The sequence below is a fragment of the Streptomyces sp. Ac-502 genome, from assembly GCF_045222935.1.
Taxonomy (GTDB): Bacteria; Actinomycetota; Actinomycetes; order Streptomycetales; family Streptomycetaceae; genus Streptomyces; species Streptomyces monomycini.
Genome location: NZ_JBHFFO010000001.1, coordinates 7,222,814 through 7,239,678, shown reverse-complemented (window position 1 = coordinate 7,239,678; position 16,865 = coordinate 7,222,814). Strand labels below are relative to the sequence as shown.

General features: G+C 70.7%; 13 protein-coding genes, 2 pseudogenes and 1 riboswitch. Of the genes and pseudogenes, 3 read left to right on the top strand and 12 right to left on the bottom strand.

The window, feature by feature from the left end:
• Nucleotides 1-129 precede the first annotated feature (129 nt).
• Nucleotides 130-747 (top strand): trimeric intracellular cation channel family protein, encoded by a 618-nt coding sequence (locus tag ACEXOX_RS33050; protein ID WP_398747555.1) that lies wholly within the window; start codon nucleotides 130-132, stop codon nucleotides 745-747.
• Here ACEXOX_RS33050 and ACEXOX_RS33045 read toward each other — a convergent pair.
• Complete coding sequence (locus ACEXOX_RS33045; RefSeq protein ID WP_406524631.1) at nucleotides 744-1,118, bottom strand: DUF6191 domain-containing protein; 375 nt, start codon at nucleotides 1,116-1,118, stop codon at nucleotides 744-746. The two genes, ACEXOX_RS33050 and ACEXOX_RS33045, sit on opposite strands and share 4 nt — an antisense overlap.
• 165 nt (nucleotides 1,119-1,283) lie before the next feature.
• Here ACEXOX_RS33045 and ACEXOX_RS33040 point away from each other — a divergent pair, with 165 nt between their 5' ends.
• Nucleotides 1,284-1,577, top strand: coding sequence for a hypothetical protein (locus tag ACEXOX_RS33040; RefSeq protein ID WP_406524630.1), 294 nt, complete (start codon nucleotides 1,284-1,286; stop codon nucleotides 1,575-1,577).
• 7 nt (nucleotides 1,578-1,584) lie between these two features.
• Here the strand turns inward: ACEXOX_RS33040 and ACEXOX_RS33035 are convergent, their stop codons facing one another.
• From ACEXOX_RS33035 to ACEXOX_RS32990, 10 genes and pseudogenes are all read right to left on the bottom strand, one after another.
• Nucleotides 1,585-2,646 (bottom strand): alpha/beta hydrolase, encoded by a 1,062-nt coding sequence (locus ACEXOX_RS33035; protein ID WP_406524629.1) that lies wholly within the window; start codon nucleotides 2,644-2,646, stop codon nucleotides 1,585-1,587.
• 114 nt (nucleotides 2,647-2,760) lie between these two features.
• On the bottom strand, nucleotides 2,761-4,164 hold the full coding sequence (locus ACEXOX_RS33030; RefSeq protein ID WP_406524628.1) for a M1 family metallopeptidase: 1,404 nt from the start codon (nucleotides 4,162-4,164) through the stop codon (nucleotides 2,761-2,763).
• Nucleotides 4,165-4,285: 121 nt separating this feature from the next.
• A complete protein-coding gene (locus ACEXOX_RS33025) occupies nucleotides 4,286-5,116 on the bottom strand; it encodes a class I SAM-dependent methyltransferase (protein ID WP_406524627.1) in 831 nt (276 codons plus the stop codon).
• A gap of 165 nt (nucleotides 5,117-5,281) precedes the next feature.
• The gene (locus ACEXOX_RS33020) at nucleotides 5,282-6,373 is read right to left on the bottom strand and encodes an ABC transporter ATP-binding protein (protein WP_406524626.1); all 1,092 of its coding nucleotides are present in this window, start codon (nucleotides 6,371-6,373) and stop codon (nucleotides 5,282-5,284) included.
• A pseudogene (locus tag ACEXOX_RS33015) lies at nucleotides 6,370-7,607 on the bottom strand (ABC transporter ATP-binding protein). The gene ACEXOX_RS33020 and the pseudogene ACEXOX_RS33015 overlap by 4 nt, the downstream one beginning before the upstream one ends.
• A pseudogene (locus ACEXOX_RS33010) lies at nucleotides 7,604-8,613 on the bottom strand (ABC transporter permease). Before ACEXOX_RS33010 ends, ACEXOX_RS33015 begins: the two co-directional pseudogenes overlap by 4 nt.
• Nucleotides 8,614-8,690: 77 nt before the next feature.
• On the bottom strand, nucleotides 8,691-10,439 hold the full coding sequence (locus ACEXOX_RS33005; RefSeq protein ID WP_406524625.1) for an ABC transporter substrate-binding protein: 1,749 nt from the start codon (nucleotides 10,437-10,439) through the stop codon (nucleotides 8,691-8,693).
• Nucleotides 10,440-10,509: 70 nt separating this feature from the next.
• Nucleotides 10,510-11,508, bottom strand: coding sequence for an ABC transporter permease (locus tag ACEXOX_RS33000; RefSeq protein WP_406524624.1), 999 nt, complete (start codon nucleotides 11,506-11,508; stop codon nucleotides 10,510-10,512).
• A 1,092-nt stretch (nucleotides 11,509-12,600) separates the two neighbouring features.
• Nucleotides 12,601-13,407 carry an enhanced serine sensitivity protein SseB C-terminal domain-containing protein gene (locus ACEXOX_RS32995; RefSeq protein WP_406524623.1) on the bottom strand — a complete coding sequence of 269 codons (807 nt, stop codon included), beginning with the start codon at nucleotides 13,405-13,407 and terminating at the stop codon, nucleotides 12,601-12,603.
• 158 nt (nucleotides 13,408-13,565) lie between these two features.
• Nucleotides 13,566-14,363 (bottom strand): enhanced serine sensitivity protein SseB, encoded by a 798-nt coding sequence (locus ACEXOX_RS32990; RefSeq protein ID WP_406524622.1) that lies wholly within the window; start codon nucleotides 14,361-14,363, stop codon nucleotides 13,566-13,568.
• 196 nt (nucleotides 14,364-14,559) lie between these two features.
• Between ACEXOX_RS32990 and ACEXOX_RS32985 the strand changes: the two genes are divergently transcribed.
• Complete coding sequence (locus ACEXOX_RS32985; protein ID WP_406524621.1) at nucleotides 14,560-15,351, top strand: hypothetical protein; 792 nt, start codon at nucleotides 14,560-14,562, stop codon at nucleotides 15,349-15,351.
• 277 nt (nucleotides 15,352-15,628) lie between these two features.
• Here the strand turns inward: ACEXOX_RS32985 and ACEXOX_RS32980 are convergent, their stop codons facing one another.
• A complete protein-coding gene (locus ACEXOX_RS32980; protein ID WP_406524620.1) occupies nucleotides 15,629-16,342 on the bottom strand; it encodes an AAA family ATPase in 714 nt (237 codons plus the stop codon).
• Nucleotides 16,343-16,635: 293 nt separating this feature from the next.
• Nucleotides 16,636-16,731, top strand: a riboswitch (glycine riboswitch).
• Nucleotides 16,732-16,865: the final 134 nt, after the last annotated feature.

The following is a 16,865-nucleotide window of genomic DNA, read 5'->3' as shown; positions in this document are numbered from 1 at the left end:
GCTACACGGATTTGTTACTGACCGGTAGACCCTTTTTTCTTCAACCGCTCACGGGCCGCCCGTCAGGTGGCGGCCGGTGCGTCCCCGCGGCCCGCGCGCCGCACCCCGGCGGCCTGAGATCATGGGCCCATGCTTCACGTGCTCTACCTGGTCGGCATCTCGGCCTTCGCCGCGAGCGGGGTGCTGGCCGCGTACCGCGCCAACATGGACCCGTTCGGCGGCCTGGTGCTCGCCTTCGCCGCCGCCACCTCCGGCGGCACCCTGCGCAGCCTGATCCTGGACGACCATCCGCTGTACTGGACCCATGACTGGGTGCTGCTCACGCTGATCGTCTGCGTCAGCGTCGGCACCATCATCTACCTGCGGTACTGGCAGCTGCCCCGCAAGTCGCTGCTGGTCGTCGACGCGGTCGGGCTCTCCGTCGTCACCGTCATCGCCGCCCGCGCCGCCATCGCGGCGGGCGCGACACCGCTGGCGGTGATCATCCTGGCGGTGATGAGCGGGGTGGCGGGCGAGGTGATCCGCGACGTGCTGTGCGGCGAGTTCCCGCCGCTGCTGCTGCGGGAGGACGTGTACGCCATCGCGGCGCTCGCCGGCGCCGCCTCCTACCTGGGTCTACACCACCTCCAGGTGCGCGCCGACATCGCCGCCGTGGTGTGCGCCGGACTGGTCTTCGCCCTCCGGATGGCGGCGGTCTACTTCGGTTTCCACCTGCCGCGTCCGCAGCAGCTCAAGCCGCGGAGCTAGGGCGGGGCCGGCCCGGCCCGCCGGCCCCCGCGGGCATCGCCCCGGCCGGTGCGCGGGCCGGCCGCCGCCTCCGGCACCACGATGAACGCCGTGCCACCGGTCAGGTCGATACGGGAGCAGGGCGGCGCGCCGTCGCTCTCGTCGTCCCGCCGCAGCAACTCCACCCGCCGCTGCTCCAGCTCGGCCGTCTTGTTCCCGTTCACCACCGCCGTGAATTCGTCGAAGGCGATGCTCGACAACGAGGGGCCCGAGCGTCTGCGCAGCCACGGGATCAAGCCGAGTCCCGTGAGCCACCGCCATCCGCTCTCCACCAGGGCGAAGAGAGCCAGCAGACACGCGAAGGCCGGGAACGACATCAGCCAGACCGTCACGGGCGGCCCCCGTCGTCCGCACCGCAGCTGCACTCGTCCCGCTGATCGCCATGGGGACCACTGTTCCGGGTCAGCGGCGCGCGGGGATCCGACCGGAGGACGAGCCGCCTCCCCCGTGCGGCGGAGGCGCCGCACGCGCAGGATCAGCGAAGTAGGCTCCGGCCCATGGGTGCGTTCTTACCGTTCTCGGTCCTGCTCGCGATCCCCGCGGTGTTCCTGGCGGACCGTGTTCTGCCGGCGATGGAGGCACGGGGCTGGATCTACTGGCGCAGGACCAAGCGTCTGTCGTCCATCGGCGCCGACCTGATCCAGGAGTGCTCCCCCGGGGCGCAGGCCGTCAAGCGCGCCATGGAGCAGGAACGTGTACGCAAGAACGTCCGACCGGCGCAGGGCCCGCCCGTGCGGGTGGACCTGGACAACGGCACGGTGCGCATGCGCCGCACGGGCCGGCCCACCTGACCCGTACTCACGCCGCCGGCCGTGGCGCCTCCAGCTCCTGGCTCAGCCACCCGAAGGCCGCCGGGTACATCCGCGTCCACGTCCCGTAGTTGTGGCCGCCCGTCGGCAGCACCATCGTCCGTACCCGGGTCCTGGTGCCTTCGGCGGCCTTCTTGAGGCGCTCGATGTTGGCGGGCGGGCTGATCGGGTCCTGCGCCGAGGTCGCCAGGAACAGCCCCACGTCGGCCTTGGCGTGCCGGACCAGCCACTGCGGGCTGTTGCGCCGGCGCAGTGCCGGGTCGGTGAGCACGTCCGGGTCGCCGGTCAGCGGGTCGGGGTCGAAGGCCACGCCGGCGCCGAACGTCTTCGGGTACTGGAGCGGCAGCTTGGCCGCGCAGTAGCCGCCCGTGGAGAAGCCCAGCAGACCCCAGTTCTTCGGCCCCGGCGCGGTACGGAAGTGGTGGCTGATCAGGTCCGTGACGTCGGTCGCCATCCAGGTCGCGGTCTTGCGGTGCGGGGTGTCGGAGCAGTCGGTGTCCACGCTGCCCGGGTTGACGACGGGCATGGCGAGGATGAAGGGGTGCGACGCGTTCGCGTCGACGAGCTGCTGGAGGTCGCCGGGCATACCGCCCTGTTCGAGCCAGGACTGCGGTGAGCCGGGCACGCCGTGCAGCAGCATCACGACCGGGAACCTGGTCTTGCGGTACGCCGGGTCGTCGTACTGCGGCGGTGTCCAGACCATCACCTGGCCGGACAGCTGGGACTTCGCCCCGCGGAAGTACGTGTCCTTGATGCCGTTCGGGCCGTCGTTGAACTTGGCGCGGGCGACCGGCGGCCCCGGCATGGCGACCGCATCCTGCTCGGTGCCGAGCAGGTCGTCCCAGGAGGCGTAGAGGCCGTAGCTGTTGTTGATGGCGACCGCGACGACGCAGATGGCGGTGAGCTGGCACAGGCCGATCAGGAGGATTCTGGTCAGCCAGCGCAGGGGCCGCGGGCCCCGGGCTCTTCCCCACAGCAGCAGCGTGGCGAGGACGGCGAGGGCCGTCGCGATCACCAGCACCACGAAGAACGGGGTTCCGGTCAGACTCATCCGCCTCCCCTTTCACCACACGTACCACCCTCGACGGTACGTGACGGATCCGGCCGCACCCCGGGGGCGGGCCCGCGTGCCGGAAGGTTTCCGCCGCGCGGGCCCGCCGGTGCGTCAGGGCAGCGCCGGCCTGCCGGTGGTGTAGAGCCAGGTGTGGAAGAGGTCACCGAGCCGCTGTCCGGAGACCTTCTCCGCGAGCGCGATGAACTGCCCGATGTCCGCGTTGCCATAGCGGTGCTGCGTGGTCCACGCGGGCAGCAGCTTGAAGAACGCCCGGTCGCCGATCCGCTCGCGCAGCACCTGGAGCGTCATCGCGCCGCGCGTGTAGACCGCCTGCGCGAACATGGTGTCCCGCTGCGGGTCGCCGACCTTCACCTTCCAGAAGTCCGACTCGGCGGGCCGGGCCGCATAGGCCGCGCGGAAGGCGGCGGCCGCGGTGCGGGTGCCCTTGTGCTCGTCCCACAGCCACTGCGCGTACGAGGCGAAGCCCTCGTTGAGCCAGATGTTCCGCCAGTTCCGCGGCGTGACGGAGTCGCCGAACCACTGGTGGGCGACCTCGTGGGCGATGGTCGACTCGCTGCGGACGGCCGAGTAGACCGGCTTGGTCTGGGTCTCCAGGGAGAAGCCGGCCTGCGGCATGTCGTCGACGATCGCGCCGGTCTCCTCGAAGGGGTACGGGCCGAAGACCTGCGCGAAGTAGTCGGTGGCGGCGGCGGTGACGCCGTAGACGTCGACGGTCCCGGTCGGCAGCTTCGGGTCGGTGGCGACATAGATCGGTACGCCGCCGGGGGTGGTGCCCGTACGGACGTCGAACTTCCCGATCGTGGCGGTGGCCAGGTACGTCGCCATCGGCTTGCGCTCGCGCCAGTGGAAGTACGAGCGGCCGTCCTCGTCGTACCGGTCGACCAGCCGCCCGTTGGAGACGCCGGTCAGGCCCTCGGGCGCGTCGATGCGGATGTCGTACGTGGCCTTGTCGCCCGGGTGGTCGCTGGAGGGGAACCAGGTGGACGCGGCGTTCGGCTCGCAGGCCACGAAGACACCGTCGTCGGTCTTCATCCAGCCGTAGTCCGAGCCGAAGACGATGGGCCCGCTGAGCGGCAGCGGCACGCCTCCGTAGACGACCTCGACGGTGAATCGTTCATCCTCTTCCAGGGGCCGCTTGGGCGTGACGGTGATCTCGTCGCCGGAGCGGGTGAACTTCGCGCGTCTGCCGTCCACCTCGATCGAGGCGACCGCCAGCTTCTGGAGGTCGAGGTGGAAGGAGCTGAGGTCCTGGGTGGCGCGCGCGGTCAGTTCCGTACGGCCGTCGAGGCGTCCGGTGGCGGGGGCGTAGCTGACGCCGAGGTCGTAGTGCAGGGCGTCGAAGCCGCCGTTGCCGAGGTTCGGGAAGTACGGGTCGCCGACGCCCGGGGCGCCGGGCGAGGCGGCGGGGGCCGCCGCGATGGTGCAGGCGGCGGCCACCGCGGTGGCGAGGGGGAGCAGACGAGCGCGGCGACGTGCTGAACGGGAGAGTGCCATGAGCCGTCCCTTCGAACACACGAATGTCGTCTGGTGAACAACCGCGCCGACTCTGCACTCCGTTGTCGCTTTTCACCCGGCACTTTGCCAACTCGTCATGCCACTCGGGCCAGTTGACGCCTCAATCGGACTGCTTTCCCTGCTTTCCGGCCACATAGAGGATCTTGCGGCAGCCGTCCTCGTCCGGGACGTCGGTCAGCTTGCGGCCGTCGACCCCGTGCGCGGCGATCAGCCGCAGGCCGGCCGCGGCCAGCTCCCGGCGCACCGTGGCGTCGGAGTGATGGTGGTACAGGTGCCGGGAGGACACCCGGCACCAGGTGTCGTCACCCGTGTCCGCGCGCGCGAAGTAGTCGTGGGTGACGTCCACGACCCCGTCGGGCTCGACCGGTACGGGCCCGCCCCGCCACACGTCGAACCGGCCGTCCCGGTCCATGACCTTGGTCACCGCGTAGTCGCGCCGGAAACTGCCCAGCGTCGTCATGTCGAAGACGACGACGCCCCCGTCCGCGAGCTGCCGGCCCAGGCCCGCGAAGGCGGCGGCGAGCTGCCCGCCGGCCAGGTAGGCCAGCGGTTCGCCCATGCAGGTGACCACGTCGAAGGAGCCGAGGTCCGGCATGTCCCGCAGGTCGGCGACGACGAACGGGGTACCGGCCGCCTCCGGCTTGGCGCGGGCGGCCTCGATCATCTCCGGCGACAGGTCGCAGCCGGTCACCGTGTATCCGAGGCGGTCCCGCAGGGCGAGGGTGCCGCGTCCGGTGCCGCACCCCGCGTCCAGCAGCCGCTTGCCGTGCGGTCCGTACCGCTCGACGAGCTTGCCGTAGAAGGTGATCCAGCGCAGCAGGTACGGGTCCTCGACGATGGTGTCGTACTCCGCGGCGACCGCCGCGTAGGCGGTCAGCGCGGGGTCGGGGGCCGTGGCGTCGGCATCGTGGGCTTCCTGCTGCGCGGACAAGGCACTACCTCCAGGGGACCGGCCGACGGGCGCCGCCGGGGCGCCGCTGAATCTATGGTCGGCAAAACCGGCCGGTCAAGGGCGGTCGCGGACGCACCCGGGCCGGTACGGAGACGGCGTTCCCGCCCGCTCCGCACCGGCCCCGCACGCCTCGTGCCCGCCGGTTCAGCCGCCGCTCCCCGCGGCACCCGGGGTCCCCGCGCCGACGCTCTCCGGCGCGTTCTCCGGATGGTGGCAGGCCACCTTGTGGCCGCCGCGCAGCGCCACCAGCGGCGGTTCGGTGGTCGAACACACCTCGGTCGCCTTCCAGCAGCGGGTACGGAACCGGCAGCCCGAGGGCGGGTCGATCGGCGAGGGCACGTCGCCGGTGAGCAGGATGCGGTCGCGCTGGGTGCGCCGCTTGGGGTCGGGCACCGGGACGGCCGACAGCAGCGCCTTGGTGTACGGGTGCATCGGCGCCTCGTACAGCGACTTCCGGTCGGCCAGCTCCACGATCTTGCCGAGGTACATCACCGCGATCCGGTCCGAGACGTGCCGGATGACGGACAGGTCGTGCGCGATGATGACGTAGGTCAGGCCCAGTTCGTCCTGGAGGTCGTCCATCAGGTTGACGACCTGCGCCTGGATGGAGACGTCCAGCGCGGAGACCGGCTCGTCGGCCACGACCAGCTTGGGCTTGAGGGCCAGCGCCCGCGCGATGCCGATGCGCTGCCGCTGGCCGCCGGAGAACTCGTGCGGATAGCGGTTGTAGTGCTCCGGGCTCAGGCCCACCAGCTCCAGCAGCCGCTGCACCTCCTTCTTCACCCCGCCCTCGGGCTCGACGCCCTGGAGGCGGAAGGGGGTGCCGACGATGCCGCCGATGGTGTGCCGCGGGTTCAGCGAGCCGTACGGGTCCTGGAAGATCATCTGTACGTCGCGGCGCATCGGGCGCAGCCTGCCCTGCGACAGATGCGTGATGTCCCGGCCCTCGAACTCGATGCTGCCGCCGGTCGGCTCGTCCAGCCGCGTGATCAGCCGGCCCATCGTCGACTTGCCGCAGCCGGACTCGCCGACCACGCCCAGGGTCTCCCCCGGCCGTACGTCGAAGTCGATGCCGTCGACCGCCTGCACCGCGCCCACCTGCCGCTTGAGCAGGCCCTTGGTGATCGGGAAGTGCCGTACCAGGCCGCGTACCTTCAGCAGCGGCGCGGCGTCGGCGCTCGCGTCGGTCCCGTCCGTCGTGCCGGCGGCGACGCCGGTCTCTTCAGTCTCGGTCACAGCTTCGGCGCAATCTCTTCGGTCCAGATACGCTCCCGCTCCTCCTGCGCCAGGTGGCACGCGGCGACGTGTCCGCCGCCGCCGGCCTCGCGCAGTTCGGGGCGGACCGTGCGGGTGACGTTGTCCTTGGGGAGGTCCGCGTACGGGCAGCGGGGGTTGAAGGCACAGCCGCTGGGGACGTTGATCAGGCTGGGCGGCGATCCCTTGACCGGGATCAGGCGCTCGGTCTGCTCGCGGTCGATGCGCGGCATCGAGCCCAGCAGACCCCAGGTGTACGGGTGCTGCGGTTCGTAGAAGACCTTGTCCGCCGGGCCGCGCTCGATGCACCGGCCGCCGTACATCACCAGCAGCTGGTCCGCCAGTTCGGCGACCACCCCCAGGTCGTGGGTGATGATGACGACCGCCGAGCCGAACTCCTTCTGGAGGTCCCGGATCAGGTCGAGGATCTGCGCCTGGACCGTCACGTCCAAGGCGGTGGTCGGCTCGTCCGCGATCAGCAGTTCGGGGTTGTTGACCAGCGCCATGGCGATCATCGCGCGCTGGCGCATCCCGCCGGAGAACTGGTGCGGGTGGTCGTCCACCCGCTTGTCGGGCTGCGGGATGCCCACCCGGTCCAGCATCTCGACCGCCCGCTTGCGCGCGGTCTTCTTGTCCACGTCGTTGTGGACGCGGTACGCCTCCACGATCTGCTGGCCGACCGTGTAGTACGGATGCAGCGCGGACAGCGGGTCCTGGAAGATCATCGCCATCTCGCGGCCGCGCAGCCTGCGCACCTCGTCCGGGTCGGCGCCGACCAGTTCCTTGCCGTCCAGCCAGATCTCCCCCGACATGTCCACCTTGGCGCGCTGCTGCCGGGAGGCCCGGTGCAGGCCCATGACGGCGAGCGAGGTGACGGACTTGCCGGAGCCGGACTCGCCGACGATGCCGAGGGTGCGGCCTTTCTCCAGGGCGAAGGAGAGGCCGTCGACGGACTTCACGATGCCGTCGTCGGTGGAGAAGTGCACCTTCAGGTCGCGCACTTCGAGGAAGGCGGTGGGCGCCCCCGAGCCGGCCGGAGCCGGTTCGCCGACCGCGGCGCCCGTCTTCGTGAGGTCGGCCGCGGCGGGGGCGGCCCGGCCGGGGCGGTGCCCGGGGTGGTGGTGTCCGGGGCGGTGGCTCCGGTCCTGGAACCGGCGGTGGGGCCGGTGGCGGGGCCGGGGCCGGGGCCGGTGGTGAAGTCTGGGGAGTCGGTCACGAGAGCCTCACCCGCGGGTCGACGGCGGCGTACAGAACGTCCACCACCAGGTTGCATATGACGATGAAGAACGCGGCGAGCAAGGTGACGCCGAGGATGTTCGGCAGGTCGTTGGCGTTGATCGCCTCGACGGCGAACGCGCCGACCCCTTGAGGGAGAAGACCTGTTCGGTGATGAGCGCACCGCCGAGCAGCAGGCCCACGTCCATGCCGAACACCGTGATGATGGGAGTGAGCGCGGCACGCAGGCCGTGGCGCACCACGACCTTGCGCTCGCCCAGCCCCTTGGCGCGCGCGGTACGGATGTAGTCCTCGCTCAGCGTCTCCAACATGCCCGCTCTGGTCAGGCGTGCATAGAGGGCGGAGTAGAGGAAGGCCAGGGTGATCCAGGGGAGCACCAGCGTCTGGGCCCACATGAAGGGGTCCTCGAAGAGCGGTACGTAGTCGCTGCGCTCGATGATCGGCCACTGGTAGGTGAACAGGGCCAGCGCCAGGGCGCCGGTGAAGAACATGGGCAGCGACACACCGGCCAGCGCGATGCTCATCGCCACCCGGTCGAAGACCGAGCCGGGGCGCAGCGCGGAGAGCACGCCGGTGGCGACACCGGAGACCAGCCACACGACGGCCGCGCCGGCGGCCAGCGAGACGGTCACCGGGAGCCGGGTCTGGATCTCCGGCCAGACCTCCAGGTGGGTCTTGAAGGAGTAGCCGAAGCACGGCACGTTGCATGTGGCGGCTTCCGGGCCGAACTTGTAGTCGACTCCGACGAAGATGCCCTTGAGGAAGTCCCAGTACTGTACGAAGACCGGCTTGTCCAAGCCGAGGTTCTTCTTCACCGCGGCGAGGTCCGCGGCCGATGGGGCCTTTCCGATGTACTGCGCGGCCAACTGGTCAGCGGTCTGTCCGGCCAGTTTCGGCAGCACGAAGAAGATGCCGAAGGTGACCGCGCTGACGATCAGCAGCAGCATCACAGCGCTGATCAACCTGCGGATGATGTACGCGAACACGGGACTGCGGCGTCGGCGCCGCGGGCCGGACCGGCCGGCCCGCGGACACCAATGCCTTCACCTGCCTTCCGGGGCTGCTACTTCTTGACGCCGACGTTGAGGTAGTCGTACTCACCGCTGTAGGCGGAGGTGGACACCAGGTTGGTGGCCTTCGGCGAGCGGTACAGCAGGATCTTGAAGTAGGTCAGCGGGACGATGACCGCGTGCTCCATCGTCTTCTTGTCGATCTCCGCGTAGTCCTTCTCGCGCTGCGCCTGGTCGCTGGTGGCGATGGCCTCGTCGAGCAGCTTGTTGATGGCCGGGTCGTCCAGCTCGGAGAGGTTGGAGTTGCCGGACTTCTGGATCGCCTTGCCGTTGACGATCTGGTTCAGGTAGCCGAAGCCGGTCGGGTAGTCCGAGCCCCACTGCATCATCATCAGACCGATTTTGCTGCGCTTGGTGAACTCCGGGACGCCCGCGTAGTCGGAGAAGTACTTGCCGCTCGGGTACGTCTGGATCTTGGCGTCGATGCCGATCTTCTTCAGCGAGCCGACGATCGAGGTCGCCGCGTCCACCTCGTCCTGCCGGTCGCTGCGGGCGCTGATCGTGGTGCTCACGTTGCCGGCGCCGCACGCCTCCCACTGCTTCTTGGCCTCGGTCAGGTCGAGGTTGTCACCGTTGTACTTCTGCGGGTACTGGTCGAACTTCTGGTACCCGGCGAGGTCGGTGGGGAGCACGGTGGTGGCGATGTCACCGCGGATCGGCCCGCCCTGCGCGGTCTGCACGGCCTTCTTGTCGATGGCGTACTGCACGGCCTTGCGGCACTCGGCCTTGTCGAACGGCGCGACGTTGGGGTTGATCGCCACGTACGACAGACGCTGGCCGAGCGCGTTGTCGGTGTTGGCCTTCTCCTTGGTGCTCGTCAGGAGCTGGGCCTGGGTCTGGGCGTCCACCCCGCGGCCGGCCATGTCGATGTGCGTGTTGCCGGCCTTCAGGTCCTTGTCGATCGTCGACTGGGCGACCTTCATGTTCAGCACGATCTTGTCCGGCAGCTGCTTGCGCAGCGGGTCGGTCTTGGCGTCCCAGTTCGGGTTGCGGACCAGGACGACCTTCTTGCCCTCCTCGTAGGTGTCGAACTTGTAGCTGCCCGACGAGGCGATGTTCTTGGTGTAGTCCGCGCCCTTGTCCCTGGCCCGCGGCACCGGGGCCGTCTGCGGCGCGCTGACCAGGTAGTCGAACTCCGCGAACGGCTGCTTGAGGTGGAAGACGACGGTCTGGTCGTCCGGCGTCTCGATGGACTTCAGCCCCTCCGGGCTGGGGTCCTTGTACGGGCCCTTGTAGCCGCCCTCGTTGTCCTTGAGGTACGTCTGGAAGTAGTTCGGGCCGAGCGAGAGCACGTCACGCGCGAAGTTGCTGCGCTCGACCGCGTACTTGACGTCCTTCGAGGTGATCGGCTTGCCGTCGTCGTACTTGAGGCCCTTGCGGATCTTGTACGTCCAGGTCTTGTTGCCGTCGCTGGACTTGCCCATCGACTCCGCGAGGTCCGGCACCAGTTCGTTGCCCTTGAGGCCCGGCCCCGGCTTGAAGGTGGTGAGCGGACGCGCGTACAGACGGCTGAAGTTCCAGACGTAGGCGTAGTACGTGTTGCCCGGGTCGTAGGACTCCGGGGCGTCGCTCATCGCGTACGTGAGCGTGCCGCCCTTCTCGTCCGAGACGTTGACGATGCCCTTGGTGGCGGCGTTCGCCTCGGCCGAGCCGCTGCTCGAACTCTTGCCGCCGCAGCCGGACAGCAACAGGCCCGCACTGGTGAGGGCCGCGATCGTTGCGACCGGGACTGACCTTCGCATAATGGTCGGTTTCCCCTTCGTTGGTCGGAAACTTGGGTGGGGGACGCCGGGCGTACGGGCCCGGGCGGTGTCAGCGGCTGCGCGGGTCCAGCGCGTCCCTGAGGCCGTCGCCGAGGAGGTTGAACGCCAGCACGGTGACGAAGATCGCGAGGCCGGGGACGAGCATGTACTGCGGGTCCACCTCGTAGTACTTGACCGCCTGGTTGAGCATCCCGCCCCAGGACGCCTGGGGCGGCTGGATGCCGACGCCCAGGAAGCTCAGGGCCGCCTCGAAGAGGATGTTGGAGGGGATCAGCAGCGTCGAGTAGACGATGATCGGGCCCACCAGGTTGGGCAGCAGCTCCCTGAAGAGGATGAACGGGCCGCGGGCCCCCATGCCGCGCGCGGCGTCCACGAACTCCCGCTCGCGCAGCGAGAGCGTCTGGGCCCGCACGATCCGGCCCATGTACGGCCAGTTGAAGAAACCGATCACGAAGATCAGGACCGAGATGTGCAGCGGCAGCCCTTCGAGCCCGAAGGCGCCGCCCTGGAGCGAGGCCGAGATGGCGATGGCGAACAGCAGCAGCGGGAACGCCAGGAAGACGTCCATCAGCCGGCTGATCAGCGCGTCCACCCGGCCCCGGTAGAAGCCGGCCACCACGCCGAGCACGGTGCCGATGGCCACCGACAGCAGCGTCGCGCCGAACGCCACGATCAGCGAGACCCAGGAGCCCTCCAGCACCCGCGCGAGCAGGTCGCGGCCGAACTTCGGGTCCACGCCGAGCGGGTGGTCCAGGCTCATGCCGCCGAGGTCGCCCTTGGGCAACGTGGTGTTGGGATCGATGAGGTCCTGGTTCGGGCTGTTGGGGTCCAGGCCCAGCCAGGACTGGACCGGCCGGGACAGCGCCGCGATCAGGATGAGCAGGATGACAACGATGGCACCCGCTACCGCGACCTTGTCGCGCCGGAAGCGCAACCAGGCGATCTGGCCGAGCGAGCGTCCCTCGATCTTCTTGCTCTCGACGCCTTGCAGCACCGCTTCCGGCTGCGCTTCGGCAGCCGCCCCGGTGGTCTCGATCGGTGCGGTCACGGTGCCTTTGACCCCTCTCGGCGGCGCCGCCGGCCCATGCGCGCCGCGGTCAGCGGCCTGGTTCACATCACTGGTGCGAGTGGTGCTTCTGGTGTGGGTGGTGCGTCTCGTGCCAGTGATTCGTCTGGTGCGGGTCGTGCCCTGGTGCGGGACATGCCCTGGTGCGAGTGGTGCTGCTGGTGCAACGGGGAGAGTTCTGGAACAGCTGGAGCAACTGATGCTTGTACTGCTGGCGATGCGGGTACAGGTGTTGCGAGTACAGGTGTTGCAGGTCTTGCGGATGTTGCAGGCGAAGCAGAAGTCGCGGAACGTCACGCGACGACGAGCGGTGCATCTCGTACACAGGGCCGAAGCCCTCTGCTGCGGGAGTCTTCATCCGAGTTGCGATCACTCACCAGCCCTGGCCGGGAATGGATGCGCAACTGTGATGTAGCCCACGAGCTTCCGTTATGCGGACACACCCCCGACTGAGCGGTTCGCACGGAGTCGGGCAGGGCTCAACTTCCGGGCGGGGGAGCCCAATTCGATCCGGGGGCCTTGGGGCGGGGTAGGGCGAGGTGCCACGTTCCGACGGGTACGGCGCGGGGGCGGGCGAGACGCGGCGCGGGGCCGGGCGGGGCACCCGCGAGGCCGGAGGCATGGCGCGAGGCCGGGCGGGGCGGCATGACGCGAGGCCGGGCGGGGCTCGGTGCAAGGCCGGGCGGGGCACAAGGTGAGGCACGGCGTGAGGCGCGACACGGCGTGAGGCGCGGGGCAGCGTGAGGCGCGGGGCAGCGTGAGGCGCGCGCGGCACGGTTCCCGCTCACGCCCCTTGGGTAACCCCCTGTTGGGGGGACGTGGCCGTTCGATTCGCCCTCATAGGCGCGCGATCAGAACGCCGTCAGCCCACCGCCCCGGACCGGGAACCATGGAAGGGCCGAGGTCCACGGAAGAGTTGAGGCCCACGGAAGAGTTGAGGCCCACGGTAGAGCCGCCGGGCACCGCGGAAGATCCGAGGCCCGCGGAGGACAGGCGGGGCCTGGGCACCGCGGAAGAGCCCAAGCCCCCGGAAACAGGCAGGGCTGGGCGGCAGGCAGGAGCCGGACAGCGGGCTCAGTACGGCCGCGGGTAGCCGTACCCGTACGACGGGGCGGGGGCCGGGGCGGGCGCGGGTACCGGCCCCGCCGCATAGGCGTCGCGGTCGAAGAACGGCCGCGCGTTGGCCCGCATCCACATACCGACCGGGTCGTACTCGTCGTTCATCGCGACCGTCGAGACGGGCAGCCCCTCCGGCACCGCGCCGATGGACTGCTGGATCATCAACCGCACCGAGTCCACGGCCGGTTGTCCCGTGTCGTACAGATCCAGGCCGATGGCCAGGTACGGGGCGCCGAGGGCGGGCTGCACCCAGGCCCGGCGCAGGGAGCGCACCGCGGGCGTGCGGTGCGCGTTCTGCCCCAGCAGGGCGTAGAACTGGGGAATCTCGATGGCCGGTTCGTTGATCCGCAGCGGACCGGCGGGCAGCCGGTCCAGGCCGCCCGCGATGCGCCGCAGGTCCAGCCACGGGATGCCGACACCGCCGCCGGGAGCGTGCGGGTTGAGCCACAGGCCCCAGCGGTCGGGGAAGAGGGTGGCCGCGATGTCCCGTCCGTAGACGACCTCGTGGGCACGGTTCCAGCCGCTGGCGGCGAGTTCTGGGGCGGAGGTCACGCACGGCGCGTAGCCGAGCCCGTCGACCTCCATGTTGCCGTACTGCGCATCGGGCGAACCGGCCTGGCCGTGCCAGAGCAGCATCCAGACCTGACCGGCGGCGAGTGCTTGCAGCAACGCCTCGTAGGCGTCGTACCGGCCGGGCGAGACCTGCTGCAGCATCTGCTCGACCTGCCCGGCAGCCGCTCCCTGATGCGCACCCGCGCTCACGTGGTCCGTCCCTTCCTGTCGGCAGGCACGTGGGGTACGCCTGCCGGTTGCAACAACAGCTTAGAGCCTGCGTCCGGAGCCCGGCCGGATCAGCACACGCGGCTCGCGGTCACCGGAAGGAGCGCCCTGGGCGTTCCGGGGCGCGGGGGCGCGTACGCCTAGACGGTGTCGCGGGAGTAGAAGGGCCGGACCCGCTCCAGCATCCAGTCGGCGACCGGGTCGCCCTGCGCGAGGTCCAGCATGACCAGTTGGACGGGCCAGGCCAGCGGCGCCCCGCCGAGCGCCCGCCCGAGGGCGGCGGTCACCGCGTCCCGTACGGCGGGATCGTGCGGCGCGACGGCCGCGGCGTCCACCTGGACGCCGACGAACAGCGCGGGCGCGTCCCCCTCCACACTGGCCAGTGTGCGGCGCGCGGTCGCCACGAATCCCGCCGACGAGAACTCCAGCCCGGCCGCGGCCAGGAAGTCCACCGGCTCCTCCTGCCAGTCCGGCTCGAACAGCCGGACCCGCGCGCCGCTCGGCGCACCCGGCTGGTCCGGACGGCCGGTCCGGCACAGCTCGGCCACCGCCTCCGGCGGCAGCGGCACACCGACCGTGCCCTCCGGGTTGACGGCGATGCCGAGCAGCGGGGGCAGGCCGCGCGCGAACTCGGCGGCCGGCGCGACGGTGTAGGACATGTGCGGCCCGGCCACCCGCTGGAACTCCTGCTCGGAGCTGAAGACGGGGACGTACGCGGCCGGGCCGATCTCGACGGTGGGCAGGTCCAGGCCCGCCCGGCCCATCCCGGCGCTCTCCGGGCCGCCGCCCTTGGGCAGCGGCACCCATATCCGGCTGCGGCCGAGCACCTCGACGATGCGGGCGCCCGCTCCGGGGTGCCCCACCGAGGCGGCGAGCACCTCCTCCAGCTCGTTGGCGGGCCACTCCAGCCGCGGAATGCCCTGCTCCGGAAAGTCCATGTCCACCCACCCGCTCCGTACCGCTCGTACCGCGCTTTACCTGGTCGACGACCCTAACGCCAGCAGACGGCGGGGGGCCTGGTGCGTCCGGACGACCACCGAACGCGCGCGAGCGGTTGCGGACCGTACACACCCCTCTCAAGGTGGCTCCAGGGTGATCTTGCCCTGCCGTTCCTACAGAAAGGCACGTCTCCTGATGGCAACGCACCGGACCGCCTCCGCCCTCGTCTGCGCCACCACCGCCGGCGCCCTCGCCCTCGGCGCCATGGGCTCCGCGACCGCGGCGGAAGGCCCCGAGCCCCCGGTTCGCAACCACAGCATCGTCGTCGACGACATCAGCCGGCTGGCGGACGCCTCGACCGAACTGGCCGAGAAGTCGGCCGACAGCCGCGGACACTCCGTGGAGGTACGGGCCGCCCGTACCCGTCTGGACACGGTCCTCCAGGACGCGCAGCGGCTGGCGGACCAGCTGAACGAGGACTCCGACCGCACGGTGACGGCCGACAGCGCGCGGCTGCACCGGGCCGCACAGGACCTGCGCACACAGTTGGACGAGCTGTCCGGGCGCCGGGCCCCGGTACCGGGGGAGGACACCGAATCCGCGACCCTGACCGGCTCGGTCACCCGTTCCGTCACCGACATCTTCAAGATCCTGGGCCTGGACAGGCTTCTCGGCGGCCTCCAGCAGCAGCCGGCCGCCCAGCCAGCGGCCGCCGACCGTCCGGCCCGGCCCGCCGCGGAGCCGGCGGACGGCGCGGACGCGGCGGACGACCAGTCGGCCGCCCAGCCGAAGGCTCCCATCAGCGACCCGCGGCCGGGCGACGCCGCCCAGCCGGCCGCCGACCCGCAGCCGGCCGCCGACGCGGAGCAGCCCGCGGGCGCACCGCGCCAACAGCCCGCCGAGGCGCCGCAGCAGCAGGGCGTTCCCTCGCTGGTCAACTCGGTGCTCTCGCTGCCGACCGTGCTGCTCAAGGCCCTGGGCCTCTAGATCGGCCCGGAGCCGAGCGTCCGGAGGAGGCGCAGATGCGGGAGATATGTCTGGACTAGGACCGGTCATGACGGGTCGTACGGGATGTTCCGTACGGCCCGTCAGGTGTCCGGCATTCCGGACCGGAACTGACGGGTACGGACGCCCGCCCCTGGGAGGCGGGCCTCACTCGTTCCCGACGGCGGCCCTCAGCCGTACCGACAGCGACCCGCACGCGTACCCGACGGCCGCCCCCACTCGTACCCGACGGCCCCCGCACCCGTACCGTCGGCCGCCCTCATTCAAAGCCGATCTGCCGCAGCGCCCCCGCCGCCGGCCGGTCCAGCAGGACGGCCGAGGTGAAGCCCGCGGGGAGCCGGGCCGCCCGGGCGCGAGCGGCCAGTCGCCGGACCGCGCGCCGGTGCCGGGCGAAGGCGTAACCGGAGACACCGCGTCCACGCGAGCGCTGCCCGGACAGCGCGACCTCGGGCGGTACGTCCAACAACAACAGGTGCAGTCCGCGTCCGCCGCGCCGGGCCTCGCGTACGAGCCAGCGGCGTACCCACGTGAGCGTGCCGCAGTCGTGCACCACCACACTGCCGCCGGAGCGCAGCGCCCGCCGCAGCCCCAGATAGTGGGAGGCCCTGACCAGCGGCCGGTAGAGCGCGTACGGAATCCGGCGCAGCCGGCCGCGCTCCCAGCGCTCCCGTACGTCCTGCGAGTCGATGCGGTGCACGGCGGCGCCCCGCGCGTCGAGGGCGGGCACCACCCGGATCATGAGCGTGCTCTTGCCGCTGCCCGGCAGGCCGGAGACGACCACCACGTCGCCCGCCGCGAAGTGCAGTTCGGCAGCCTCGTGCGGGGCGTCGCGGTCCCTGAGGTCGACGACGTCCACCGCCGGCATGTCCGGCGCCGCGGTGCGTGCCCGGCCGGGCCTCACCACCCCGAGCGGCACCCGCCGGGGCCCCGGCACGGCGGCCGGAACCGGCTCCGGGACACAGCCCGGGGGCATGCCTCCCGGACTTGTCGCGAGTGCGGCCTGCCTGTGCACCGTGATCGCCCCTCCCGGACCGGTGGTTCCGTCCCCTACCCGCAGAGTGTCAAGAAAAGGTAATGCGCTTCAAGGAAATCCCACGATCCGTACAGTCCCAGGACACTGTCGTGACACCCCTGCGAACACCGGTACGACCAGGGCTCCTGTATCCGGCGATCCCGTGCGATGATGTGCGCGCCAAGTGCCGGGCACACACCACGGTGTGCGTCCTGGTACGGGTGCCACGCTCAGCCAACTCCATACCGGCCGCTTGAATCCGCGCGGGAGAGTCCCCGGCCGTCACGGCGGGGCGCCGAAGGAGCAAGTCCTCCCTTGAATCTCTCAGGCCCCGATACCGCGCGGGCGAGGCAGATCTGAAAAGCGGGCCGCCGTGGTGTGGCTCCACCCAAGGTGCAAGCCGGAACCGGTCACGGCCTTCCGGTGAACCTCTCAGGTTCCGATGACAGATGGGGAGACCGTCTTGTCACCCATGCCCGGGAGC